Source organism: Streptomyces sp. NPDC091287 (assembly GCF_044768525.1).
In the GTDB taxonomy this organism is placed as follows: domain Bacteria; phylum Actinomycetota; class Actinomycetes; order Streptomycetales; family Streptomycetaceae; genus Streptomyces.
Genome location: NZ_JBIVUV010000015.1, coordinates 111745 through 134418 on the forward strand (window position 1 = coordinate 111745; position 22674 = coordinate 134418).

24 protein-coding genes are annotated in these 22674 nt (G+C 71.6%); 22 read left to right on the forward strand and 2 right to left on the reverse strand.

Annotated elements, in window-relative coordinates; all coding sequences use genetic code 11:
- Nucleotides 1-4 precede the first annotated feature (4 nt).
- Together ACIQRW_RS25160 and ffh are read left to right on the forward strand one after the other, a co-directional pair.
- Nucleotides 5-2464 (forward strand): [protein-PII] uridylyltransferase, encoded by a 2460-nt coding sequence (locus ACIQRW_RS25160; protein ID WP_403764228.1) that lies wholly within the window; start codon nucleotides 5-7, stop codon nucleotides 2462-2464.
- A gap of 121 nt (nucleotides 2465-2585) precedes the next feature.
- Nucleotides 2586-4133, forward strand: coding sequence for a signal recognition particle protein (ffh, locus tag ACIQRW_RS25165; RefSeq protein ID WP_403764230.1), 1548 nt, complete (start codon nucleotides 2586-2588; stop codon nucleotides 4131-4133).
- Nucleotides 4134-4208: 75 nt separating this feature from the next.
- On the opposite strand, the gene ACIQRW_RS25170 is transcribed toward ffh, so the two are convergent.
- On the reverse strand, nucleotides 4209-5093 hold the full coding sequence (locus ACIQRW_RS25170) for an SAM-dependent methyltransferase (RefSeq protein ID WP_403764232.1): 885 nt from the start codon (nucleotides 5091-5093) through the stop codon (nucleotides 4209-4211).
- 451 nt (nucleotides 5094-5544) lie between these two features.
- Here ACIQRW_RS25170 and ACIQRW_RS25175 point away from each other — a divergent pair, with 451 nt between their 5' ends.
- The 17 genes from ACIQRW_RS25175 to ACIQRW_RS25255 all read left to right on the forward strand — a co-directional run bounded on the left by ACIQRW_RS25175 (nucleotide 5545) and on the right by ACIQRW_RS25255 (nucleotide 18697).
- On the forward strand, nucleotides 5545-6138 hold the full coding sequence (locus ACIQRW_RS25175; protein WP_398063140.1) for a hypothetical protein: 594 nt from the start codon (nucleotides 5545-5547) through the stop codon (nucleotides 6136-6138).
- Nucleotides 6139-6295: 157 nt separating this feature from the next.
- Nucleotides 6296-6736: a 30S ribosomal protein S16 gene (gene rpsP, locus ACIQRW_RS25180; RefSeq protein ID WP_215108526.1), complete on the forward strand. Its 441-nt coding sequence runs from the start codon at nucleotides 6296-6298 to the stop codon at nucleotides 6734-6736.
- A gap of 2 nt (nucleotides 6737-6738) precedes the next feature.
- On the forward strand, nucleotides 6739-6978 hold the full coding sequence (locus tag ACIQRW_RS25185; RefSeq protein ID WP_073771547.1) for an RNA-binding protein: 240 nt from the start codon (nucleotides 6739-6741) through the stop codon (nucleotides 6976-6978).
- A gap of 121 nt (nucleotides 6979-7099) precedes the next feature.
- On the forward strand, nucleotides 7100-7693 hold the full coding sequence (gene rimM / locus ACIQRW_RS25190; protein WP_403764235.1) for a ribosome maturation factor RimM: 594 nt from the start codon (nucleotides 7100-7102) through the stop codon (nucleotides 7691-7693).
- Nucleotides 7693-8514, forward strand: a complete 822-nt coding sequence (trmD, locus tag ACIQRW_RS25195; RefSeq protein WP_397923960.1) for a tRNA (guanosine(37)-N1)-methyltransferase TrmD — start codon at nucleotides 7693-7695, stop codon at nucleotides 8512-8514. Before rimM ends, trmD begins: the two co-directional genes overlap by 1 nt.
- Nucleotides 8515-8644: 130 nt before the next feature.
- Nucleotides 8645-8995, forward strand: coding sequence for a 50S ribosomal protein L19 (gene rplS / locus ACIQRW_RS25200; protein WP_265599056.1), 351 nt, complete (start codon nucleotides 8645-8647; stop codon nucleotides 8993-8995).
- A gap of 66 nt (nucleotides 8996-9061) precedes the next feature.
- Nucleotides 9062-9832, forward strand: a complete 771-nt coding sequence (gene lepB / locus ACIQRW_RS25205; protein ID WP_403764238.1) for a signal peptidase I — start codon at nucleotides 9062-9064, stop codon at nucleotides 9830-9832.
- A complete protein-coding gene (gene lepB, locus ACIQRW_RS25210; protein ID WP_403764240.1) occupies nucleotides 9825-10901 on the forward strand; it encodes a signal peptidase I in 1077 nt (358 codons plus the stop codon). The genes lepB (ACIQRW_RS25205) and lepB (ACIQRW_RS25210) overlap by 8 nt, the downstream gene beginning before the upstream one ends.
- A complete protein-coding gene (lepB, locus tag ACIQRW_RS25215) occupies nucleotides 10804-11697 on the forward strand; it encodes a signal peptidase I (RefSeq protein ID WP_403764417.1) in 894 nt (297 codons plus the stop codon). Before lepB (ACIQRW_RS25210) ends, lepB (ACIQRW_RS25215) begins: the two co-directional genes overlap by 98 nt.
- 50 nt (nucleotides 11698-11747) lie before the next feature.
- Nucleotides 11748-12503: a signal peptidase I gene (gene lepB, locus ACIQRW_RS25220; protein ID WP_403764242.1), complete on the forward strand. Its 756-nt coding sequence runs from the start codon at nucleotides 11748-11750 to the stop codon at nucleotides 12501-12503.
- Nucleotides 12500-12988, forward strand: a complete 489-nt coding sequence (locus ACIQRW_RS25225) for an NUDIX hydrolase (protein ID WP_403764244.1) — start codon at nucleotides 12500-12502, stop codon at nucleotides 12986-12988. Before lepB (ACIQRW_RS25220) ends, ACIQRW_RS25225 begins: the two co-directional genes overlap by 4 nt.
- A gap of 64 nt (nucleotides 12989-13052) precedes the next feature.
- Nucleotides 13053-13361, forward strand: coding sequence for a DUF2469 domain-containing protein (locus ACIQRW_RS25230; RefSeq protein ID WP_003965949.1), 309 nt, complete (start codon nucleotides 13053-13055; stop codon nucleotides 13359-13361).
- Nucleotides 13362-13519: 158 nt separating this feature from the next.
- Nucleotides 13520-13879 carry a YraN family protein gene (locus ACIQRW_RS25235; RefSeq protein WP_215108509.1) on the forward strand — a complete coding sequence of 120 codons (360 nt, stop codon included), beginning with the start codon at nucleotides 13520-13522 and terminating at the stop codon, nucleotides 13877-13879.
- Complete coding sequence (locus ACIQRW_RS25240; RefSeq protein WP_403764246.1) at nucleotides 13879-15501, forward strand: YifB family Mg chelatase-like AAA ATPase; 1623 nt, start codon at nucleotides 13879-13881, stop codon at nucleotides 15499-15501. Before ACIQRW_RS25235 ends, ACIQRW_RS25240 begins: the two co-directional genes overlap by 1 nt.
- Nucleotides 15502-15830: 329 nt before the next feature.
- A complete protein-coding gene (gene dprA / locus ACIQRW_RS25245; protein WP_403764419.1) occupies nucleotides 15831-16943 on the forward strand; it encodes a DNA-processing protein DprA in 1113 nt (370 codons plus the stop codon).
- A 254-nt stretch (nucleotides 16944-17197) separates the two neighbouring features.
- Nucleotides 17198-18034 (forward strand): RNA polymerase sigma factor WhiG, encoded by an 837-nt coding sequence (gene whiG, locus ACIQRW_RS25250; protein ID WP_403764248.1) that lies wholly within the window; start codon nucleotides 17198-17200, stop codon nucleotides 18032-18034.
- Between the two features lie 105 nt (nucleotides 18035-18139).
- The gene (locus ACIQRW_RS25255; protein ID WP_351048204.1) at nucleotides 18140-18697 is read left to right on the forward strand and encodes a helix-turn-helix domain-containing protein; all 558 of its coding nucleotides are present in this window, start codon (nucleotides 18140-18142) and stop codon (nucleotides 18695-18697) included.
- Here ACIQRW_RS25255 and ACIQRW_RS25260 read toward each other — a convergent pair.
- Complete coding sequence (locus ACIQRW_RS25260) at nucleotides 18687-19397, reverse strand: murein hydrolase activator EnvC family protein (protein WP_403764249.1); 711 nt, start codon at nucleotides 19395-19397, stop codon at nucleotides 18687-18689. The genes ACIQRW_RS25255 and ACIQRW_RS25260 overlap by 11 nt on opposite strands.
- 345 nt (nucleotides 19398-19742) lie before the next feature.
- On the opposite strand from ACIQRW_RS25260, the gene rpsB reads away from it, so the two are divergent.
- The 3 genes from rpsB (at nucleotide 19743) to pyrH (ending at nucleotide 22567) form a co-directional block, all read left to right on the forward strand.
- Entirely contained in the window at nucleotides 19743-20693 is a 951-nt protein-coding gene (gene rpsB / locus ACIQRW_RS25265) for a 30S ribosomal protein S2 (protein ID WP_228923188.1), read from the forward strand.
- Between the two features lie 99 nt (nucleotides 20694-20792).
- A complete protein-coding gene (gene tsf, locus ACIQRW_RS25270) occupies nucleotides 20793-21629 on the forward strand; it encodes a translation elongation factor Ts (RefSeq protein WP_007452481.1) in 837 nt (278 codons plus the stop codon).
- Between the two features lie 161 nt (nucleotides 21630-21790).
- Nucleotides 21791-22567, forward strand: coding sequence for a UMP kinase (pyrH, locus tag ACIQRW_RS25275; RefSeq protein WP_097962327.1), 777 nt, complete (start codon nucleotides 21791-21793; stop codon nucleotides 22565-22567).
- Nucleotides 22568-22674 lie beyond the last annotated feature (107 nt).

The following is a 22674-nucleotide window of genomic DNA, read 5'->3' on the forward strand; positions in this document are numbered from 1 at the left end:
CTGGGTGACGAGTACCGAAGCGACCACCGAAACCGAAGGCTCGGGACCCAGCGGCTACGCGGCGGCCCGGCTGCGCCTCCTCCAGCAGGAGGCGCGGTCCGGGCCGCCGCGCCGTGCGGCCCTCGCCCGCCTCACCGACGACTGGCTCACCGGCCTGTTCACCGCCGCCGCTCCACGCGCCGGGGTACGGGGCGCGGCCCTCGTCGCCGTCGGCGGCTACGGCCGCGGCGAGCTGTCCCCGCGCAGCGACCTCGACCTGCTCCTCCTGCACGACGGCAGCGCCGACGCGGCGGCCCTCGCCGCCCTCGCCGACTCCGTCTGGTACCCGGTCTGGGACCTGGGGCTGGCCCTCGACCACTCCGTACGCACCCCCGGCGAGGCCAGGAAGACCGCGGGCGAGGACCTCAAGGTCCAGCTCGGTCTGCTGGACGCCCGCCCCGTCGCCGGCGACCTCGGCCTCGTCGCCTCACTGCGCACCGCGATCCTCGCCGACTGGCGCAACCAGGCCCCCAAACGTCTCCCCGCCCTCCACGAGCTCTGCCAGGAACGCGCGGAACGGATGGGCGAGCTCCAGTTCCTCCTGGAACCCGACCTCAAGGAGGCCCGCGGCGGCCTCCGCGACGCCACCGCCCTGCGCGCCGTGGCCGCGTCCTGGGTCGCCGACGCCCCCCGCGAAGGCCTCACCGAGGCCCGCCGCACCCTCCTGGACGCCCGAGACGCCCTCCACCTCACCACCGGGCGCGCCACCGACCGCCTCGCCCTCCAGGAACAGGACCAGGTCGCCCAGGCCCTCGGCCTCCTCGACGCCGACACCCTGCTCCGCAAGGTCTACGAGGCCGCCCGCACCGTTTCGTACGCCACCGACGTCACCTGGCGCGAGGTCAACCGGGTCCTGCGCGCTCGCTCCGTCCGCCCGAGGCTCCGCGCCATGCTCAGCGGCGGGCTCGGCTCCAAGGCCGCCCCCGAGCGCACCCCGCTCGCCGACGGCGTGGTGGACGCGGACGGCGAAGTGGTCCTCGCCCGCGCCGCCCGCCCCGAACGCGACCCGGTCCTGACCCTGCGCGCCGCCGCGGCCGCCGCCGAGGCCGGGCTCCCGCTCTCCCGCCACCTCGTCCGCCACCTGGCGGCCACCGCCCAGCCGCTGCCGGTCCCCTGGCCGCCCGAGGCCCGCGAGGAACTCGTCACCCTGCTCGGCGCGGGAGAGGCCACCGTCGGCGTCTGGGAGGCGCTCGAAGCGGAAGGCATCATCACCCGGCTGCTGCCCGACTGGGAACGCGTCCACTGCCGCCCCCAGCGCAACGCCGTCCACACCTGGACCGTCGACCGGCACCTCGTGGAGACCGCCGTCCGCGCCTCCTTCCTCACCCGCCGCGTCCACCGCCCCGACCTCCTCCTGGTCGCGGCCCTCCTGCACGACATCGGCAAGGGCTGGCCCGGCGACCACTCCGTGGCCGGCGAGGTCATCGCCCGGGACATGGCCACCCGCATCGGCTTCGACACGCACGACGTGGGCGTCATCGCCACCCTCGTACGCCACCATCTGCTGCTCGTCGAGACCGCCACCCGACGCGACCTCGACGACCCCGCCACCGTGCGGTCGGTCGCCGAAGCCGTCTCCAGCACCTCCACGCTGGAACTGCTGCACGCCCTCACCGAGGCCGACGCGCTCGCCACCGGGCCCGCCGCCTGGAGCTCCTGGCGCGCCTCCCTCGTCACCGACCTCGTCAAACGCGTCGCCGCCGTCCTCGCCGGGGAGTCCCCCGACGAGCCCGAGGAGGCCGCGCCCAGTGCCGAGCACGAACGCCTCGCCATCGAGGCCCTGCGCACCGGCGAACCCGTCCTCGCCCTGCACACCCGGGCAGAGGAGCCCGCCGAGGACGGCGAAGTGGAACCCGTCGGCGTCGAACTCCTCATCGCCCTGCCCGACCGCCCCGGTGTCCTGCCCGCCGCCGCCGGAGTCCTCGCCCTGCACCGCCTCACCGTGCGCGCCGCCGACCTGCGCGCGGTGGAGCTCCCCAACGAGCTGGGGGAGCGGGCGGACCTGCTGCTGCTCAGCTGGCGGGTCGCCGCCGAGTACGGGTCCCTCCCGCAGGCCGCCCGCCTCCGCGCCGACCTTGTACGCGCCCTCGACGGCTCCCTGGACATCCGGGCCCGCCTCGCCGAGCGCGAGGCCGCCTACCCGCGCCGGCGCGGCGTGAAGGCCCCGCCGCCCCGGGTGACCGTGGCCGCCGCCGGCTCCCACCGCGCCACCGTCATCGAGGTCCGCGCCCAGGACGCCCCTGGCCTGCTCCACCGGATCGGCAACGCCCTGGAAGGCAGCGCGGTACGCGTGCGCAGCGCCCATGTCTCCACCCTCGGCGCCAACGCCGTGGACGCCTTCTACGTCACCGGGACCGACGACGAACCACTGTCCCCGGCCCGGGCCGCCGAGGTCGCCCGGGAGGTCGAGAAGGCCCTCGGCTGACCGCGTACGACCGGCCCTCGTCCGGCAGGTTCCGGGCGAGGGCTATCCGTTCCCCGGGGGACGGATACCCTGGAGGGCGACTGACCTGCCCCGCCCCCGACCCTGAGGACCGACGAGCGCCGTGTTCGATACTCTCTCCGACCGCCTTAGCGCGACTTTCAAGAACCTCAGGGGCAAGGGCCGCTTGTCCGAGGCCGACATCGACGCCACGGCACGCGAGATCCGTATCGCTCTGCTGGAAGCCGACGTCGCCCTGCCCGTGGTCCGGGCCTTCATCGCCAATGTGAAGGAGCGGGCGCGCGGCGTCGAGGTCTCCCAGGCGCTGAACCCCGCCCAGCAGGTCGTCAAGATCGTCAACGAGGAGCTCGTCTCCATCCTCGGCGGTGAGACCCGGCGGCTGCGGTTCGCCAAGACCGCGCCCACCGTGATCATGCTCGCCGGCCTCCAGGGCGCCGGTAAGACGACGCTGGCCGGAAAGCTCGGCCTCTGGCTCAAGGGCCAGGGCCACTCCCCGCTGCTCGTCGCCTGCGACCTCCAGCGCCCCAACGCCGTCAACCAGCTGAGCGTCGTCGCCGAGCGCGCCGGCGTCGCGGTGTACGCCCCCGAGCCGGGCAACGGCGTCGGCGACCCGGTCAAGGTCGCCAAGGACTCCATCGAGTTCGCCAAGGCCAAGGTCCACGACATCGTCATCGTCGACACCGCCGGCCGCCTCGGCATCGACCAGGAACTGATGCGGCAGGCCGCGGACATCCGTGACGCCGTCAGCCCCGACGAGATCCTCTTCGTCGTCGACGCGATGATCGGTCAGGACGCGGTCAACACCGCCGAGGCCTTCCGCGACGGCGTCGGCTTCGACGGCGTTGTGCTCTCCAAGCTCGACGGCGACGCCCGCGGTGGCGCGGCCCTGTCGATCGCCCATGTCACGGGCAAGCAGGTCATGTTCGCGTCGAACGGCGAGAAGCTGGAGGACTTCGACGCGTTCCACCCGGACCGGATGGCCTCCCGCATCCTCGACATGGGTGACCTGCTCACCCTGATCGAGCAGGCGGAGAAGACGTTCAGCCAGGAAGAGGCCGCCAAAATGGCCTCGAAGCTCCAGTCGAGCAAGGGTGGCAAGGACTTCACCCTCGACGACTTCCTGGCCCAGATGGAGCAGGTCCGCAAGATGGGCTCCATCTCCAAGCTGCTCGGCATGCTGCCCGGCATGGGGCAGATCAAGGACCAGATCAACAACATCGACGAGCGCGACATCGACCGCACCGCCGCGATCATCAAGTCGATGACCCCCAAGGAGCGCGCCGAGCCGACGCTCATCAACGGCTCGCGCCGGGCCCGTATCGCCAAGGGTTCGGGCGTCGAGGTCTCCGCGGTCAAGAGCCTGGTGGAGCGCTTCTTCGAGGCCCGCAAGATGATGTCGAAGATGGCCCAGGGCGGCGGCATGCCCGGGATGCCGGGCATGCCCGGGATGGGTGGCGGCCCCGGCCGTCAGAAGAAGCAGGTCAAGCAGGCCAAGGGCAAGCGCAAGAGCGGCAACCCCATGAAGCGCAAGGCCGAGGAGGCCGCAGCCGCCGAGCGTCGTGAGCAGGCGGGCCAGGGCGGCGCGTTCGGTCTGCCCGCCCAGGAGGACAAGAACTTCGAGCTGCCGGACGAGTTCAAGAAGTTCATGTAGCGCGAGCAGAGCACCACGCGTAAGGGGCGCCCCTTCTCAGGGGCGCCCCTTACGCGTGTCGCGCTCCGCGTTGGCTCAGGTCACGCAGACCAGATAGCGGAACACGTTCGGCATCCTCACCGTGCCGTCCTGCCGCCGGTGCGGATGCAGGGCCTCCGCGACCTCCTTCTCCACCTGGGAGCGGTCCGTGGCCCGTACGGCGGCGTCGAAGAGCCCGGTGGACAGCAGGCCGCGGACCGCGCTGTTCACGTCCGCGTAGCCGAACGGGCAGGACACCCGCCCCGAACCGTCCGGCTTCAGCCCGGCCCGCGCCGCCACGTCCTCCAGATCGTCCCGGAGCGTCGGCCGCCACCTGCCCGGTTCGGTACGCGGCGGACGCGCGGACTCCGCCAGCCGCGCGGCCACCCGCAGCACCGCGGCCGTGGCGCAGCGTTCCGGCGGCCCCCATCCGGTCAGCACCACCGAGGCGCCCCGGACCGCCAGCGGCACGGCCGACCGCAGCGCCGGCACCAGCCCCTCGGAGTCCCCGGCCGCACAGCCGATCGGCTCGAAGACCGTGATCAGGTTGTACGGGGCGCCGTCCGCGCCGGCGGGCGCGGGCAGCCCGTCCTCCAGCAGCCGGGCCCGACGGCGGGCCGGATGCGGGGAGTGCGCGGGCGCGTCGTCCCAGCCCGCCTCGGGCAGCAGCCGTGCCCGGGCCAGCGCCAGGCGCTCCCGGTCGGAGTCCACACCCGTGACGTGCGCCCCCCGGGCCGCCGCGACGAGCATCGCGAGGCCCGAGCCACAGTCGAGGGACAGCATCCGGGTGGCGGCCCCGACTTCCATCCGGTCGTACACCGCCTCGTACAGCGGCGCGAGCATGCGTTCCTGGATCTCGGCCCAGTCACGTGCGCGGGTACCGGCGTCCGCCGGTGCGGAGGCATCCGCGGCCGACTGGTTCCGTACGAGCGTTGGTGTCATGGAAAGTGCCCCAATCCGCCAAGAGGTCGGTCGTGCCCGAGTGGACGTCCCCCGTGTGCGTGTGTTCCGCACCCCGTAGCCAGAGAACTGCGCATCCGCCGTTCCGTCCAGGGGTTGTGGAGCAGTGCTTGCGTGCCCCGTTCGTGCGCCCCGTCCCACGTCTGCTCTCCGACCAGTCTTACCCGACACCCCGCGCCGGGCACGTCGAACGGAGGGGCGGGTAGTCTCTCGGGCGGATTCGTCAGGAGCGCGGGCCGCCCGCGCTCCTCACATCCGGAGCCCGGGGCGTACCGCACGCTGTGCACCACCTTGGTGTGAGCTGTGCGTCTTCTCCGCAGTTCTGCGCACCCGCCCTCGTCCGGACGCATCAAGGGCAACTGACTGGTACGTGCAAATTATTTGGGATGCCCCGGAATAGGAACACCGGGGCCCTCGGGCTCGTTGTCACGACGTGAGCACGACACCACCTGTACTTGCCGCAGAGCTGGCACAGGCGTGGGCCGACATTCAGCGGTACCACCCCGAGCTGCCCGATCTTGCCGCGCCCGAGTCCCTGATCGGAGAGTCCTCGTCCGCCTGTGGCGCCGAGCTCTCCTTCGAGCGACTGCTCCATGAGGCAGTCCACGGCATCGCCGCCGCGAGAGGAGTCCGAGACACCTCCCGCGCCGGCCGCTACCACAACCGACGCTTCCTCGCGATCGCCGAGGAGCTGGGCCTCGATCATGCCGAGGAACCCCACCCCAGCAGCGGATTCTCGCTGGTCACGCTGGTTCCGGAAGCCAAGCGCCGGTACCGTCCGACCACCGAACGGCTACAGCGCGCCCTCAAGGCGCACACCGTCGCCACCGCCGCCGACACCAAGCGCTCCTTCCGCGGACCTGCCGCCCGGCACGGTTCCTCCGGGGGCGGTGTGCGGGTCAAGGCCGTCTGCGACTGCGGACGCAATGTCCGCGTCGTGCCGTCGGTCCTGGCGCAGGCGCCGATCGTCTGCGGCGGCTGCGGCAAGCCGTTCCGGATTCCGGAAGCGGCGGTCGCGGTGGGGTGAGCCGATGTGGTGTGGCACAATAGCTAGCTGTACTCGACAGTCGCACAGGACCCCTCTCTCCTCCGGCTGGCGCGTCCATCGGGCACTCCGAGTACCGCAACCCCACGTGGCATCTAGTTGTGCCCAACCACGTCATAGACCAGGAGACACCACTTCCGTGGCAGTCAAGATCAAGCTGAAGCGTCTGGGCAAGATCCGTTCGCCTCACTACCGCATCGTCGTCGCCGACTCCCGTACCCGCCGTGATGGCCGGGCCATCGAGGAGATCGGCCTGTACCACCCGGTGCAGAACCCCTCGCGCATCGAGGTCAACGCAGAGCGCGCGCAGTACTGGCTGTCCGTCGGCGCCCAGCCGACCGAGCCGGTCCTCGCGATCCTGAAGCTCACCGGTGACTGGCAGGCCCACAAGGGCCTCCCGGCCCCCGCGCCGCTGCTGCAGCCGGAGCCCAAGGCTGACAAGCGCGCGCTGTTCGAGGCGCTGTCCTCGGACGGCGACGAGGCCAAGGGTGAGGCCATCACCCCCAAGGCCAAGAAGTCCGACAAGAAGGCGGACGAGGCGGCTGAGGCCCCCGCGTCCACCGAGTCGACCGAGGCCTGAGCATGCTCGAGGAGGCTCTCGAGCACCTCGTGAAGGGCATCGTCGACAACCCCGACGACGTACAGGTTGCCGAGCGCACCCTGCGTCGCGGGCGCGTGCTGGAGGTCCGGGTCCACCCCGAAGACCTCGGCAAGGTGATCGGCCGTAACGGCCGCACCGCTCGCGCTCTGCGCACGGTCGTGGGTGCCATCGGCGGCCGTGGGATCCGCGTCGACCTCGTCGATGTGGACCAGGTTCGCTGATAAGCGAGTTGAACACCGGCCAGGGCCGGGGAGGGCCTTCGGGCCGTCCCCGGCCTTTGTCGTCGGCCACCCGGACGTTTCCGACAGGTCGACGTCCCCACCCCACCAATCGGAGAACAGCGTGCAGTTGGTAGTCGCGCGGATCGGCCGCGCCCACGGCATCAAGGGCGAGGTCACCGTCGAGGTACGAACGGACGAGCCGGAGCTGCGGCTCGGACCCGGCACCGTCCTGGCCACCGAACCGGCGGCGACCGGTCCGCTGACGATCGAGACGGGCCGGGTCCACAGCGGCAGGCTCCTGCTGCGCTTCGAGGGCGTGCGCGACCGCACCGGCGCCGAAGCGCTGCGCAACACCCTGCTGATCGCCGAGGTGGACCCGGAGGAGCTCCCCGAGGACGAGGACGAGTTCTACGACCACCAGCTGATCGACCTCGACGTGGTGCTCGCCGACGGCACCGGGATCGGCCGGATCACCGAGATCTCCCACCTGCCCTCGCAGGACCTGTTCATCGTGGAGCGCCCCGACGGCAGCGAGGTGATGATCCCCTTCGTGGAGGAGATCGTCGCCGAGATCGACCTGGAGGAGCAGCGCGCGGTCATCACCCCGCCGCCCGGCCTGATCGACGAGAGCGAGGCCGTGGTCGCCTCCTCGCGCGATGAAGAGGAAGAGGCCGCGGCCGGGGACGCGGACGAGGCGCCGAAGGGCGACGCCTGATGCGGCTCGACGTCGTCACGATCTTCCCGGAGTACCTGGAACCGCTGAACGTCTCCCTCGTCGGCAAGGCCCGCGCCCGCGGCGTGCTGGACGTCCACGTCCACGACCTGCGGGAGTGGACGTACGACCGGCACAACACGGTCGACGACACCCCCTACGGCGGCGGCCCCGGCATGGTCATGAAGACCGAGCCCTGGGGCGAGGCGCTCGACGAGGCCCTGGCCGACGGCTACGAGGCCGGGGCGCACTCCCCGGTGCTCGTCGTGCCCACGCCCAGCGGCCGGCCGTTCACCCAGGAACTGGCCGTCGAACTCTCCGCCGAGCCCTGGCTCGTCTTCACCCCGGCGCGGTACGAGGGCATCGACCGCCGGGTGATCGACGAGTACGCCACCCGGCTGCGGGTCGTCGAGGTCTCCATCGGGGACTATGTGCTGGCTGGCGGGGAAGCGGCCGTCCTGGTGATCACGGAGGCCGTGGCCCGGCTGCTGCCGGGCGTCCTCGGCAACGCCGAGTCCCACCGGGACGACTCCTTCGCCCCGGGCGCGATGGCCAACCTCCTGGAGGGCCCGGTCTTCACCAAGCCGCCCGAGTGGCGCGGCCGCTCCATCCCGGACGTCCTGCTCAGCGGCCACCACGGCAAGATCGCCCGCTGGCGGCGGGACCAGGCCTTCGCCCGCACGGCCCTCAACCGGCCCGACCTGATCGAGCGGTGCGAGGCCAGCGCCTTCGACAAGAAGGACCGTGAGATCCTCTCCATCCTCGGCTTCGCACCGGAGCCCGGCGGCCGATTTTGGCGCAGGCCCACCGCCGTGGAAGAATAGGCCGCTGCTGTACGTCCGGTGTGCGCCCCTGCCACAGGGGGAAAGACGCCCGCCCGACGCGATCAGCACTCCGAACTCTTCAACGACATCCCGTCGATGACCTGTGGCATCGGCGAAGAAAGCAGAAACCATGGCTTCCCTGCTCGATGGCGTCAACGCCGCCACCCTCCGTTCGGACCTCCCGGCGTTCCGCCCCGGTGACACCGTCAACGTCCACGTGCGCGTGATCGAGGGCAACCGCTCCCGTATCCAGCAGTTCAAGGGCATCGTCATCCGCCGCCAGGGCTCGGGCGTCAGCGAGACCTTCACGGTCCGCAAGGTCTCCTTCAGCGTCGGCGTCGAGCGCACCTTCCCGGTGCACAGCCCGATCTTCGAGAAGATCGAGCTCGTCACCCGTGGTGACGTCCGTCGTGCCAAGCTGTACTTCCTCCGTGAGCTGCGCGGCAAGGCCGCGAAGATCAAGGAGAAGCGCGACCGCTGAGCCGCCGCCGGGCCATCCCCCTGGGGGTGACCCGTCCACAGCATGGCCGGATAAGCTTCGGCCGCGATGGACACGCAAGCACAGCACTCGGAGCGCGACCGCTCCTCGGAACCCGACACGGGGTCCGGGGAGAGGTCGCGCTTTTCGCGTATACGGGACCGTGTCGTCTCCGTCCTGTCCTGGCGGCGTGTGCTCACCGGGGTGGTCCTGGCCACCGTCGCCCTGCTGCTGTTCAGCTCCTACGTGGTCCAGCCCTTCCTGATCCCCAGCCGCTCGATGGAGCCCACGCTGAAGGTCGGTGACCGGGTTCTCGTCAACAAGCTGGCGTACCGTTTCGGCGCCGAGCCCGAGCGCGGCGACGTGGTGGTCTTCGACGGCACCGGCTCGTTCGTACGGGAGGACCTCGACGCGAACCCCCTGACCGGGCTGGTGCGCGGGGCGGCCTCCTCCCTGGGGCTCACGGAGCCCGCCGACACCGACTTCGTGAAGCGGGTGGTGGGTGTGGGCGGTGACCGTGTCGTCTGCTGCGACGCGCGGGGAAGGCTCGCGGTCAACGACGTGACGGTGGACGAGCCGTACCTGTACCCCGGTGACACCGCCTCCCGGGTGCCCTTCGACATCGTGGTGCCCGTCGGCACCCTGTGGATGATGGGCGACCACCGCAGCCGCTCCAGCGACTCCCGGGACCATCTCGGATCGCCCGGCGGCGGGATGGTCCCCGTCGAGCGGGTGACCGGCCGGGTGGACTGGCTGGGCTGGCCGCCTGCCCGGACGGGTTCGCTGGAGGGGACCGGCGCCTTCGGCGGCGTACGGGTGCCTGGCGCGGTGCATGGGTAACCGCGGGCGTCCGCGCGGCGCACCCGATCCCGGCGCGGCCCTGCCGACCGGGACGAGGCCCACCGGGCCGCGCTCCCTGCCCACCCGGGCCGACCGCCGACGGCTGGCCAAGAAGGTCCGGCGCAAGCGTCGCGGGTCCGCGGTGAGGCAGATACCCGTCCTCGTTGTCGTGGCGCTGCTGATCGCGCTCGTCCTGAAGACGTTCCTGGTGCAGGCGTTCGTCATCCCGTCCGGGTCGATGGAACAGACCATCCGGATCGGCGACCGGGTGCTCGTGGACAAGCTGACCCCGTGGTTCGGGTCGAAGCCGCAGCGCGGCGACGTCGTGGTGTTCAAGGACCCCGGCGGCTGGCTCCAGCAGGAGGACCCCGGGGAGAAGAAGGACCCGCCGATCGGCGTCAAGCAGGTCACCGAACTGCTGACCTTCATCGGGCTGCTGCCGTCCGACGACGAGCAGGACCTGATCAAGCGGGTCATCGCGGTGGGCGGCGACACCGTGAAGTGCTGCGGCGAGGACGGCCGGGTCACCGTCAACGGCGTACCGCTGGCCGAGACGTACCTCCACCCCGACGACCGGCCCTCGACCATCTCGTTCGAGGTGAAGGTTCCCCAGGGCCGGCTCTTCATGATGGGGGACCACCGGTCCGACTCGGCCGACTCCCGCTTCCACCTCGACGAACCCGACCGGGGCACGGTCTCCGAGGAAGAGGTCGTGGGGCGGGCCGTCGTGATCGCCTGGCCGTTCGGCCACTGGAGCACCCTGGAACAACGCGACGCCTTCGGCGCGGTCCCGGACGCGCGCGCATCGGAGGCGGCGGCTCCGGCCCCGTCGAATAGTGTGGCACCTCCGGATCCCTATGGAATGGTCCGGCTCCCGACCCCTGCGGAACTCCCGCTCGTTATGGGAGTGGTGGGCCTGCACCGGATCGGGCGCGGGCAGTGGCACGTATTGAGGAGTGGATGTGGGGGATTTGGCGGTCGGCGCACGATCCGGACACGACGAACCCGAGGACCGGCCGGAGCGCGACGAGTCTCCCGCGGGCGGGGCGGCGGTCCCGCCGGAGGGTGAGGGCGACCCCGCGGGCGACGGCGGCAGGCCGGCCAGGAGGCAACGTTCCTTCTGGCTGGAGCTTCCGCTGCTCGTCGGTATCGCGCTGGTTCTGGCGCTGCTGATCAAGACGTTCCTGGTCCAGGCGTTCTCGATCCCCTCGGACTCCATGCAGAACACTCTGCAGCGGGGTGACCGGGTGCTGGTCGACAAGCTGACCCCGTGGTTCGGCTCGGAGCCGGAGCGCGGCGAGGTCGTGGTCTTCCACGACCCGGGCGGCTGGCTCGAGGACACCGTGACCCCGGAGCCCAACGCGGTGCAGAAGTTCCTGAGCTTCATCGGCCTGATGCCGTCCTCCGAGGAGAAGGACCTGATCAAGCGGGTCATCGCGGTCGGCGGCGACACCGTGGAGTGCAAGGAGAACGGGCCGGTCACGGTCAACGGGAAGAGCCTGGACGAGAAGTCGTTCATCTTCCCGGGGAACACCCCGTGCAACGACAAGCCCTTCGGCCCAATCAAGGTGCCGGACGGCCGGATCTTCGTCATGGGCGACCACCGGCAGAACTCCCTGGACTCGCGCTACCACCAGGAGCTTCCGGGACAGGGCACGGTCTCCACGGACGAGGTCGTCGGCCGCGCCGTCGTCATCGCCTGGCCACTGGGCCGCTGGGCGACCCTCCCGGTCCCGGACACCTTCGACCAGCCCGGTCTGAACGCGGCCGCCGCGATGGCGCCGGCGGCACTGGGTGTAGCCGGAGCGGTGCCCCTCGTGTTGTGGCGCCGCCGGAGGCTGACCGCCGGGCGTACCGCCGGGTAGGGTGCCGACTCGGATCAGCGATTGTCGATCTCCGACGGGGGAGCGCTGGGATGAGCGGTACAGGACGCAAGGAAGACGGCCGCGGCTGGCTCGGCGCCATGGTGTCGGGCTTGGCCATGGCCGTCGGCTGTGTGCTCTTCCTCGGCGGTTTCGTCTGGGCGGCGGTGATCTACCAGCCGTACACGGTTCCGACCGACTCGATGTCCCCCACGGTGAAGCCCGGTGACCGGGTGCTCGCCGAGCGGATAGACGGCGCCGATGTCCGGCGCGGCGACGTGGTGGTCTTCACCGACCAGGTCTGGGGCGCCACGCCGATGGTCAAGCGCGTCGTCGGGGTCGGCGGCGACAAGGTGGCCTGCTGCGGCCGGGACGGGCGGCTCACCGTCAACGGGACCCCCGTCGACGAGCCCTACCTCGACCCGGGCCCGGCGGCCCCGGGCACGAAGGCGCCGGCCTCGCCCCAGGACTTCTCCGCCACCGTGCCCCAGGGCCAGCTCTTTCTGCTCGGCGACGAACGGGCCACCTCCCTGGACTCCCGGGTCCACCTCCAGGACGGTGGCGAGGGCTCCGTGCCGCTGAGCGCGGTACAGGCCCGGGTGGACGCCGTGGCCTGGCCGATGGACGGCATGATCGACCGGCCCTCCTCGTTCGCCGCGCTGCCCGGCGGGGTGTCCGCCGCCGGGCCGCTGCCGTTCCAGCTGGGCGCGATCGTGGTGGGAGTCGTACTGATCCTCGGCGGCGCGGTGTACGGGCCCGTGGCGGCGCGCCTCGCCCGCCGGAGGACGCCCGCCGGAGCGGCCCGATGACCTCCGGGGCCCGCAGGGTCGCCCGGGTGGTCCTTCTGGACCCCGACGACCGCGTCCTGCTGCTGCACGGCCATGAGCCGGACGACCCGGACGACACCTGGTGGTTCACCCCGGGCGGGGGCCTGGAGGGCGACGAGACCCGGGAGGCGGCGGCCCGCCGCGAGCTGGAGGAGGAGACCGGGATCACGGACATCGAGCTGGGCCCGCTGCTCTGGACCCGGATCTGTTCCTTCCCGTTCGACGGGCGGCGCTGGGACCAGGACGAGTGGTACTACCTGGCCCGTACGACGCAGACCGCGACGGCCCCGCAGGGCCTCACCGACCTGGAACTGCGCAGCGTCGCCGGTCTGAGGTGGTGGACTTCCGCCGAACTGCTCGCGACGCGTGAGACGGTGTACCCGACCAGACTCGCCGAGCTGCTCCGCACGCTCCTCGACGAGGGTCCCCCGTGCGATCCGCTGGTTCTGGCCCCCGAAATCGTCTAATCGTCCAGGGGCGCCGGAGGCTGACGCACAATGGGGGCACGCACGGCTGAAGGGGAAACATGCCATGAGCGCCGAGGACCTCGAGAAGTACGAGACCGAGATGGAGCTGAAGCTCTACCGGGAGTACCGCGATGTCGTCGGTCTGTTCAAATATGTGATCGAGACCGAACGGCGCTTCTACCTCACCAACGACTACGAGATGCAGGTGCACTCCGTCCAGGGTGAGGTTTTCTTCGAGGTGTCCATGGCGGACGCCTGGGTCTGGGACATGTACCGGCCCGCGAGGTTCGTCAAGCAGGTCCGCGTCCTGACCTTCAAGGACGTCAACATCGAAGAGCTCAACAAGAGCGATCTGGAACTTCCGGGAGGCTGACCCCGCGCTGCCCGGTGCCGGGCCCCCGATACGCGCGTCGCGGATACGACCCGGTCACCCTTGTGGGTGGCCGGGTTTTCCACATCCGCGGAGTTGTCCACCAAGATCCACATCTTGGGGCGGGCCGGGTCACAGTCGGTGCCGGAGGTGGTGCCGATATGAACGCACGGGGGGCACTCGGGCGGTACGGCGAGGATCTGGCGGCGCGGCTGCTGGCCGAAGCCGGAATGGCGGTGGTCGAGCGCAACTGGCGCTGTCGCGCCGGAGAAATCGACATCGTGGCCAGGGACGGCGACGCCCTGGTCTTCTGCGAAGTGAAGACGCGCAGGTCACAAGGGTTTGAACACCCCATGGCGGCGGTCGGTCCGGTCAAGGCGGACCGGTTGCGACGGCTCGCCGAGATCTGGCTCGACCGGCACGGCGGGCCACCGCCCGGCGGGGTCCGCATCGATCTGATCGGGGTGATCGTGCCCCGGCGCGGAGCCCCGGTCGCGGAGCACGCCCGGGGGGTGTCCTGATGGGCTTCGCGCGAGCGTGTTCCGTGGCGCTGGTCGGCGTCGAGGGTGTGGTGGTGGAGGTCCAGGCGGACCTGGAGCCGGGCGTGGCGGCCTTCACCCTGGTCGGACTGCCGGACAAGAGCCTGGTCGAGAGCCGGGACCGGGTGCGGGCCGCCGTGGTCAATTCCGGTGCCGAGTGGCCGCAGAAGAAGCTCACGGTCGGCCTCTCCCCGGCCTCCGTGCCGAAGAGCGGTTCGGGTTTCGACCTCGCCGTCGCATGCGCGGTCCTCGGGGCTGCGGAGCGGATCGACCCCGCCACGATCGCCGACGTGGTGATGATCGGCGAGCTGGGTCTGGACGGCCGGGTCCGTCCGGTACGGGGCGTGCTGCCCGCCGTCCTCGCGGCGGCCGAAGCGGGGTACGAGCAGGTCGTGGTCCCCGAGCAGACGGCCGGGGAGGCTGTCCTGGTGCCGGGGGTCTCGGTCCTCGGCGTCCGGAGCCTGCGCCAGCTCATCGCCGTCCTGTGCGACGAACCGGTGCCCGAGGAACCGGCCGACGGCCAAGGACGCCCCGACGCCATGCTGGCCGGGCTCATGATCCCGGGCACGGGCCTCGGTACGGGGCTCGCCCCGGCCGCCGGGCGGGGTGACGGGCACCGGCCCGACCTGGCGGACGTCGCGGGGCAGCCGCGCCCGCGCCAGGCCCTGGAGGTGGCCGCGGCCGGGGGACACCATCTGCTGTTCTCGGGCCCGCCGGGCGCCGGCAAGACCATGCTGGCCGAGCGGCTGTCGTCGGTCCTGCCGCCGTTGACCCGGCAGGAATCCCTCGAAGTGACGGCGGTCCACTCCGTGGCGGGCATCCTCCCCCCGGGTGAACCGCTCGTCTCCCGGGCGCCCTACTGCGCCCCGCACCACTCGGCGACCATGCAGTCCCTGGTCGGCGGGGGCAACGGGATGCCGAGGCCCGGGGCGGTGTCCCTGGCCCACCGCGGAGTGCTCTTTCTGGACGAGGCCCCCGAGTTCTCGGGCAAGGCCCTCGACGCGCTGCGGCAACCGCTGGAGTCGGGGCATGTGGTGGTCGCGCGGTCCGCGGGGGTGGTGCGGCTGCCGGCCCGTTTCCTGATGGTGCTGGCCGCCAATCCGTGCCCCTGCGGCCGGCACTCGCTCACCGGCGCGGGCTGCGAGTGCCCGCCCTCGGTCGTCCGCCGCTATCAGGCGCGGCTGTCCGGGCCCCTCCTCGACCGGGTGGACCTGCGGGTCGAGGTGGAGCCGGTCGACCGCGCGGACCTCCTCGGGCAGGGCGGCCGGGGCGAGTCGACGGCCGTCGTCGCCGCACGGGTGCGGGACGCCAGGGCCCGGGCGGCCGAGCGGCTGGTCGGCACCCCGTGGACCACGAACAGCGAGGTGCCGGGCCACGAGCTGCGGACCCGGCTGCTCGTGGCCCCGGGAGCGCTGGCGGCCGCGGAGCGGGATCTGGAGCGCGGCATCCTTACCGCCCGGGGCCTGGACCGGGTGCTGAGAGTGGCGTGGACCGTGGCGGATCTGCGGGGCGCCGACCGCCCGGACGTTTCCGACGTGGCGGTCGCCCTGGAGCTGCGTACGGGCATCCAGCGCGGGGTGCCGATGGGGGTGGGGGAGCGGTGACCGGGCTGACGGGGGAGGCGCTGCCGGGGCGCGGGTGCCCGCCGGGGCCCGGCCGGGAGTCGGTCCGGGACGGTGACCCGGGCGAGAGCCGGGAGTGCGGGGCGGAGCCGGGCCGGGAGTGCGGGGCGGAGCCGGGCCGGGGGCGCGGCGCGGAGCTGGGCCGGGAGTGCGGCGCGGAGCTGGGCCGGGAGTGCGGGGGAGGGGCGGACCGGGAGTGCGGCGCGCAGTCCGGCGGCCGGCAGCACGGGCCGGAGCCCGTCCGGGACGGCGGCCGGGACCCCGGCCGGGACGGGGAGGCGGAGCGGCTGGCCAGGGCCGCGCTGACCCGGGTGCTGGAGCCGGGGGACGAGCGCGCGGGGCGCTGGCTCCGGCGGATCGGCCCGATCGAGCTGATGCGGAGGCTCACCGTCGAGGACGGCTCCGCCGAGAGGCTGCCGGGGATGACCGCCGCACGGCTCGGGGGCTACCGGCTGCGAGCCGCCGGAGCGGAGCCGGGGCGGGACCTGGCCGCGGTCGCCGCGGTGGGCGGGCGCTTCGTCTGCCCGGGGGACCGGGAGTGGCCGAGCCAACTGGACGACCTGGGCGACGCGCGGCCCGTCGGGCTCTGGGTGCGGGGGCGGCCCGATCTGCGGCTGTGGTCCCTGCGCTCGGTCGCGGTGGTCGGCGCGAGGGCCTGCACCCCGTACGGGGCGCACATGGCGGCGGCCCTCGGCTCCGGTCTCGCCGAGCGGGGCTGGGTGGTGGTGTCGGGCGCGGCGTTCGGGGTGGACGGGGCCGCCCACCGCGGCGCACTGGCCGCAGGCGGAGCGACGACGGCGGTGCTGGCCTGCGGGGTCGACGTCCCCTACCCGCGCGGGCACGCCGAGTTGCTCGGGCGGCTGGCACAACAGGGCCTCATCGTCGCCGAGTTGCCCCCGTCCTCCCACCCCACCCGCAGCCGATTCATCCTGCGCAACCGTGTGATCGCCGCGCTGACCAGAGGGACGGTCGTGGTGGAGGCCGAATACCGCAGCGGTTCGCTGGTCACCGCCCGCCAGGCGCAACGGCTCGGCCGCTTCGCGATGGGGGTCCCCGGCCCCGCCACCAGCGGACTGTCGGCAGGGGTCCACGAGCTGTTGCGCGGTGAGGGCGTGCTCGTCACCGACGCCGACGAAGTCGTCGAGCTGGTCGGGGACATCGGCGACCTCCCACCGGTCCGCCGCGGCCCGGTGCTGCCGAGGGACCACCTGGACGCGGTCACCGCGCGGGTCCTCGACGCACTCCCCTACCACGGTGTCGCCCATCCCCGTGACCTCGCCCGCACCGCGGGGACGTCCGCCGACGAAACTCTCGGTCGCCTGTACGAACTGCACTCACTGGGGTTCGTCGAACGCGAAGGCGACGGCTGGCGGTTGACGCTTCCGTCGGCACGCAACGACGACGCGCGGCGAGGCGGTACTTGACCTGGAGCATTCGGGTGAAAAGGTAAGGCCGATGACCTCGCACGATCGATCGGTGACCTGTTCAGGGCCCGCGCCCACGGCGGCGGCCCCGGCCTCCGACGGGCGCGGACGGCGTGAACGGCGGAACGCGATCAGGCGGCAGGGATCTCCATTCCTGCGCGGACTGCGACGTCACAGTCACGCTACGCTCACAAGGATTCCGCCCCAGACAAAAGTCCCCCAGCACTTCACGGCAGAACGGCTCAAGGCACCACATGCCCCAGCACACCTCCGGGTCTGACCGCGCGGCAGTACCACCGGTTGCGCGTGGCACTGTGCGCCCTCCCGCCCCCTCCTCCCTCGACGAGTTGTGGCGCTCCTACAAGACCACGGGCGACGAGCGGCTGCGGGAGCAGCTGATCCTGCACTACTCGCCGCTCGTGAAGTACGTCGCGGGCCGGGTGAGCGTGGGGCTGCCGTCCAACGTCGAGCAGGCCGACTTCGTCTCCTCCGGGGTCTTCGGACTGATCGATGCCATCGAGAAGTTCGACATCGAACGGGCCATCAAGTTCGAGACGTACGCGATCACCAGGATCCGCGGCGCGATGATCGACGAACTCCGGGCCCTGGACTGGATCCCGCGGTCCGTCCGGCAGAAGGCGCGGAACGTGGAGCGCGCGTACGCCACGCTGGAGGCGCAGTTCCGGCGTACGCCGTCGGAGGCCGAGGTCGCCTCGGAGATGGGCATCGCGCTGGAGGAACTGCACGCTGTTTTCAGCCAGTTGTCGCTGGCGAACGTGGTCGCCCTGGAGGAGCTGCTGCACGTCGGCGGCGAGGGCGGCGACCGGCTGAGCCTGATGGACACCCTGGAGGACACCGCCGCCGACAATCCGGTGGAGGTCGCCGAGGACCGCGAGCTGAGAAGACTGCTCGCTCGGGCCATCAACACTCTCCCCGACCGCGAGAAGACCGTGGTGACCCTCTACTACTACGAGGGCCTCACCCTCGCGGAGATCGGCAACGTGCTCGGGGTGACCGAGAGCAGGGTCAGCCAGATCCATACCAAGTCCGTGCTCCAGCTCCGGGCGAAGCTGGCCGACTCGGGCCGCTGAGGCACCCTTCCCGGCACTCTCCGGCCATCCGATCGGCGGCCGTGCCCTTCCCCCGCACGCCTGCCGCCGTAGAGTGGAGGCGTGCCCAGGATTCGAGCGGCCTCCGTGGCCGAGCACCGGACCATGCAGCGCGGCGCCCTCCTGGACGCCGCGCGCTCCCTGCTGTCCGAGGGCGGTACGGAGGCGCTGACCTTCCCCGCGCTCGCCGAGCGCACGGGCCTCGCGCGCTCCTCCGTGTACGAGTACTTCCGCTCCCGTGCCGCCGTCGTCGAGGAGCTGTGCGCCGTCGACTTCCCCGTCTGGGCGGCCGAGGTCGAGAACGCCATGCAGGGCGCCGAGACGCCCGAGGCGAAGATCGAGGCGTATGTGCGCCGGCAGCTCGACCTCGTCGGGGACCGTCGCCACCGCGCGGTCGTCGCGATCTCGGCGAGCGAGCTGGACGCGGGCGCCCGGGAGAAGATCCGGGCCGCGCACGGCGGGCTGATCGCCATGATCGTCGAAGCGCTGGGCGACCTCGGCCACACACAGCCCAGGCTGGCCGCCATGCTCATGCAGGGTTCGGTCGACGCCGCCGTGCGCCGTATCGAACTGGGTGTCGCGGAGGAGCCGGACGTCATCGCGGACACCGTCGTCGCGATGGTTCTGCGCGGCGTCAGCGGCTGACCCGGGCGGCGTCCGGCTCCGGCACCCCGAACACCGGCAGCAGCCGCGAGGGGCCCCTCCGCAGCAGCGAGAGCGGGTCCAGATAGGCGTCCCCGCGCCGCAGCCCCCAGTGCAGACAGCTCTCCGCGCAGTGGAACGGCCCCTCCTCCAGCACCCCGACCGGCTGCCCGGCCCGGGTGCTCTCGCCCTCCTCGACCAGCGCCCGCACCGGTTCGTACGTGGTGCGCAGCGGCGGCGAACCGCTGCCGGCCACCTCGACGGCGACCACCCCGCGTCCCGCCACCCGCCCCGCGAACGACACCCGGCCGTCGGCGGCCGCCAGCACCCGGGCACCCGGCCCTGCCGCGAGGTCCACGCCGCGATGACCGGGCCCGTACGGGCCGGCTGGCGGCTCCCACCCCCGTAACACCGCGGGCCTCCCCGCCAGCGGCCAGCTCCGGGCACCGCTGCCGGTGCCGCCTTCCGTGCCGCCCTCTGTGCCGCCTTCCGCGCCGCCGTCCGTGCGGGCGCCCGCACGGACGGACGTGTGGGCGCCCGATCCCGGCGAGGACGCGAGGGCTCCGGTCGGGACGACGGACCCACCCGGGGCCGAGGGGCCGGCCGGGAGCAGCACGTACAGCGGGAGCACAAGGATCACCAGGAGCAGCAGGAACGGGGTTCGGTGGGCGGGGGAGCGGCCTGGGCCGGGCTGAAGGCGCATGACGCCACGATGGCCCGGAGGCCTGGATTCCGGGGATCAGGGACCGTTCCTGTGGACTACTCGCCGGTTGTGGATATCGCGGCCACCCGGCCGTGGACGTCACCGTCACCCGGCCGTGGACGTCACCGTCACCCGGGTGTGGACATCGCCGTCACCGGGCACCCGACCGGTCCCGTACACTTCTTACGGCGATCCGGGTCACCGGGTCGACTTCGCACGCCCCGCCACCTCCCTCTTCTCGGGGGTGGCCGCGCTCCTCGGTCCCTCGTGGCACGGCGCGTCGGGGCGTCAGGCGCGAGCGCAAACCTGCGGTCGCGATAACCGAGCACCTCAAGGAGTACGGCCATGGCCGTCGTCACGATGCGGGAGCTGCTGGAAAGCGGCGTCCACTTCGGTCACCAGACCCGTCGCTGGAACCCGAAGATGAAGCGCTTCATCTTCACCGAGCGCAACGGCATTTACATCATCGACCTGCTCCAGTCGCTGTCGTACATCGACCGCGCCTACGAGTTCGTCAAGGAGACCGTCGCCCACGGCGGCTCCATCATGTTCGTGGGTACGAAGAAGCAGGCCCAGGAGGCCATCGCCGAGCAGGCGACGCGCGTCGGCATGCCGTACGTCAACCAGCGTTGGCTCGGTGGCATGCTCACCAACTTCTCCACCGTCTACAAGCGCCTTCAGCGTCTGAAGGAGCTTGAGCTCATCGACTTCGAGGACGTGGCCGCCTCCGGCCTCACCAAGAAGGAGCTCCTGGTCCTCTCGCGCGAGAAGGCCAAGCTGGAGAAGACCCTCGGTGGTATCCGCGAGATGCAGAAGGTGCCCAGCGCCGTCTGGATCGTCGACACCAAGAAGGAGCACATCGCCGTCGGTGAGGCGCGCAAGCTCCACATCCCGGTCGTCGCGATCCTCGACACCAACTGCGACCCCGACGAGGTCGACTACAAGATTCCGGGCAACGACGACGCGATCCGCTCCGTCACCCTGCTCACCCGCGTGATCGCCGACGCCGTCGCCGAGGGCCTCATCGCCCGTTCCGGTGCCGCTACCGGTGACTCGAAGCCGGGCGAGAAGGCCGCCGGCGAGCCCCTCGCCGAGTGGGAGCGCGACCTGCTCGAGGGCGACAAGAAGGACGAGACCGCGGCTGCCGCCGAGGTCCAGTCCTCCGTCGAGACCGAGAAGGACGCCGCAGCCGACGCCGAGACGCCGGCCGAGGCCGTCGCCGAGGCCGAGGCCGCTGTCGAGGCTCCGGCCGCCGCCGAGGCCCCGGCCGCCGACGCGGACGCCGAGCAGGCCTGACACCCGTCACGGCTGCTGACGGCGGGGGCCGACGCCACAAGCGTCGCCCCCGCCGTTCACCCGTAGATCTTTCAGACTTCGAGAGAGACATACAGACTCATGGCGAACTACACCGCCGCTGACGTCAAGAAGCTCCGCGAGCTCACCGGCGCCGGCATGATGGACTGCAAGAAGGCGCTCGACGAGGCCGACGGCAACGTCGACAAGGCCGTCGAGGCGCTCCGTATCAAGGGTCAGAAGGGCGTCGCCAAGCGCGAGGGCCGCTCTGCCGAGAACGGTGCCGTCGTCTCCCTCATCTCCGAGGACCAGACGTCCGGCGTTCTCCTCGAGCTGAAGTGCGAGACGGACTTCGTCGCCAAGGGCGAGAAGTTCCAGGCCGTCGCCAACACCCTCGCCGCTCACGTCGCCGCCACCTCCCCGGCCGACATCGAGGCGCTCCTCGCCTCCGAGATCGAGGCCGGCAAGACCGTCCAGGCTTACGTCGACGAGGCCAACGCCAACCTCGGTGAGAAGATCGTCCTGGACCGCTTCGCGCAGTTCACCGGCGCCTTCGTCGGTGTGTACATGCACCGCACCATGCCCGACCTGCCCCCGCAGATCGGTGTTCTGGTCGAGCTGGACAAGGCCGACGCCGAGCTGGCCAAGGGCATCGCGCAGCACATCGCCGCCTTCGCCCCGAAGTACCTGTCCCGCGAGGACGTCCCGGCCGAGGTCGTCGAGGCCGAGCGTCGCGTCGCCGAGGAGACCACGCGCGCCGAGGGCAAGCCCGAGGCCGCGCTCCCGAAGATCGTCGAGGGTCGGGTCAACGGCTTCTTCAAGGAGGCCACCCTCCTGGGCCAGCCGTACGCGCTGGACGCCAAGAAGTCGGTCCAGAAGGTCCTGGACGAGGCCGGTGTCACCCTGAAGCGCTTCTCGCGCATCAAGGTCGGCATCTGAGTCCGTCCGGGCGAACAGCGCCGGACCCGATAGGGTCTGGTGCAGTCGACGGCCGCACCCACGCCGGACGACCGCAGATCTGACGAGGAGGCCATTGCCGCTGTAGGGACACCAGACCCACCGGCAATGGCCTTCTTCGTATGTGCACGAGGAGAATTTCCATGGACAAGGGCGCGGACGCCATTCAGGCCGACGACAAGCGCGACGACGACAAGGGTTCCGGACGCTTCATGCTGAAGCTCTCCGGTGAGGCATTCGCCGGCGGCGGCGGTCTCGGCGTCGACCCCGACGTCGTGCACACCATCGCCCGCGAGATCGCCGCCGTCGTACGCGACGGCGCCCAGATCGCGGTGGTCATCGGAGGAGGCAACTTCTTCCGCGGCGCCGAGCTCCAGCAGCGCGGTATGGACCGGGCCCGATCCGACTACATGGGCATGCTCGGCACGGTCATGAACTGCCTGGCGCTCCAGGACTTCCTGGAGAAGGAGGGCATCGACTCGCGCGTCCAGACCGCCATCACCATGGGCCAGGTCGCCGAGCCGTACATCCCGCTCCGTGCCGTACGGCACCTGGAGAAGGGGCGCGTGGTGATCTTCGGCGCCGGTATGGGCATGCCGTACTTCTCCACCGACACCACCGCCGCTCAGCGTGCCCTGGAGATCGACGCCGAGGCGCTGCTCATGGGGAAGAACGGTGTGGACGGGGTCTACGACTCCGACCCGAAGGCCAACCCCGACGCGGTGAAGTTCGACGCACTGGAGTACGGCGAGGTGATCACCCGCAATCTGAAGATCGCCGACGCCACCGCCATCACGCTCTGCCGTGACAACCAGCTCCCGATCCTCGTCTTCGAGCTGACCACCGAGGGCAATATCGCTCGCGCGGTCAAGGGTGAGAAGATCGGCACGCTCGTGAGCGACGAGAGCACCCGGGCCTGACGGCCCCCCAGGATGGACAACGGCCTGCCGGTCGGACACCGTGCAGGTGAGGACGCGACGCAGGACCCGCAGGGCCAGGCGATGACGACGCCGGGCCCACCCAAGAC

Coding starts and splice junctions, on each gene's coding strand:
- ACIQRW_RS25260 (WP_403764249.1), bottom strand. CDS start 19,397: ATGCGCCTTCAGCCCGGCCCAGGCCGCTCCCCCGCCCACCGAACCCCG.
- whiG (WP_403764248.1), top strand. CDS start 17,198: ATGCCCCAGCACACCTCCGGGTCTGACCGCGCGGCAGTACCACCGGTT.
- rpsB (WP_228923188.1), top strand. CDS start 19,743: ATGGCCGTCGTCACGATGCGGGAGCTGCTGGAAAGCGGCGTCCACTTC.
- pyrH (WP_097962327.1), top strand. CDS start 21,791: ATGGACAAGGGCGCGGACGCCATTCAGGCCGACGACAAGCGCGACGAC.
- lepB (WP_403764240.1), top strand. CDS start 9,825: ATGGGTAACCGCGGGCGTCCGCGCGGCGCACCCGATCCCGGCGCGGCC.
- trmD (WP_397923960.1), top strand. CDS start 7,693: ATGCGGCTCGACGTCGTCACGATCTTCCCGGAGTACCTGGAACCGCTG.
- ACIQRW_RS25240 (WP_403764246.1), top strand. CDS start 13,879: ATGGGCTTCGCGCGAGCGTGTTCCGTGGCGCTGGTCGGCGTCGAGGGT.
- tsf (WP_007452481.1), top strand. CDS start 20,793: ATGGCGAACTACACCGCCGCTGACGTCAAGAAGCTCCGCGAGCTCACC.
- lepB (WP_403764238.1), top strand. CDS start 9,062: ATGGACACGCAAGCACAGCACTCGGAGCGCGACCGCTCCTCGGAACCC.
- rplS (WP_265599056.1), top strand. CDS start 8,645: ATGGCTTCCCTGCTCGATGGCGTCAACGCCGCCACCCTCCGTTCGGAC.
- ACIQRW_RS25230 (WP_003965949.1), top strand. CDS start 13,053: ATGAGCGCCGAGGACCTCGAGAAGTACGAGACCGAGATGGAGCTGAAG.
- lepB (WP_403764242.1), top strand. CDS start 11,748: ATGAGCGGTACAGGACGCAAGGAAGACGGCCGCGGCTGGCTCGGCGCC.
- ACIQRW_RS25185 (WP_073771547.1), top strand. CDS start 6,739: ATGCTCGAGGAGGCTCTCGAGCACCTCGTGAAGGGCATCGTCGACAAC.
- ACIQRW_RS25235 (WP_215108509.1), top strand. CDS start 13,520: ATGAACGCACGGGGGGCACTCGGGCGGTACGGCGAGGATCTGGCGGCG.
- ACIQRW_RS25225 (WP_403764244.1), top strand. CDS start 12,500: ATGACCTCCGGGGCCCGCAGGGTCGCCCGGGTGGTCCTTCTGGACCCC.
- ACIQRW_RS25170 (WP_403764232.1), bottom strand. CDS start 5,093: ATGACACCAACGCTCGTACGGAACCAGTCGGCCGCGGATGCCTCCGCA.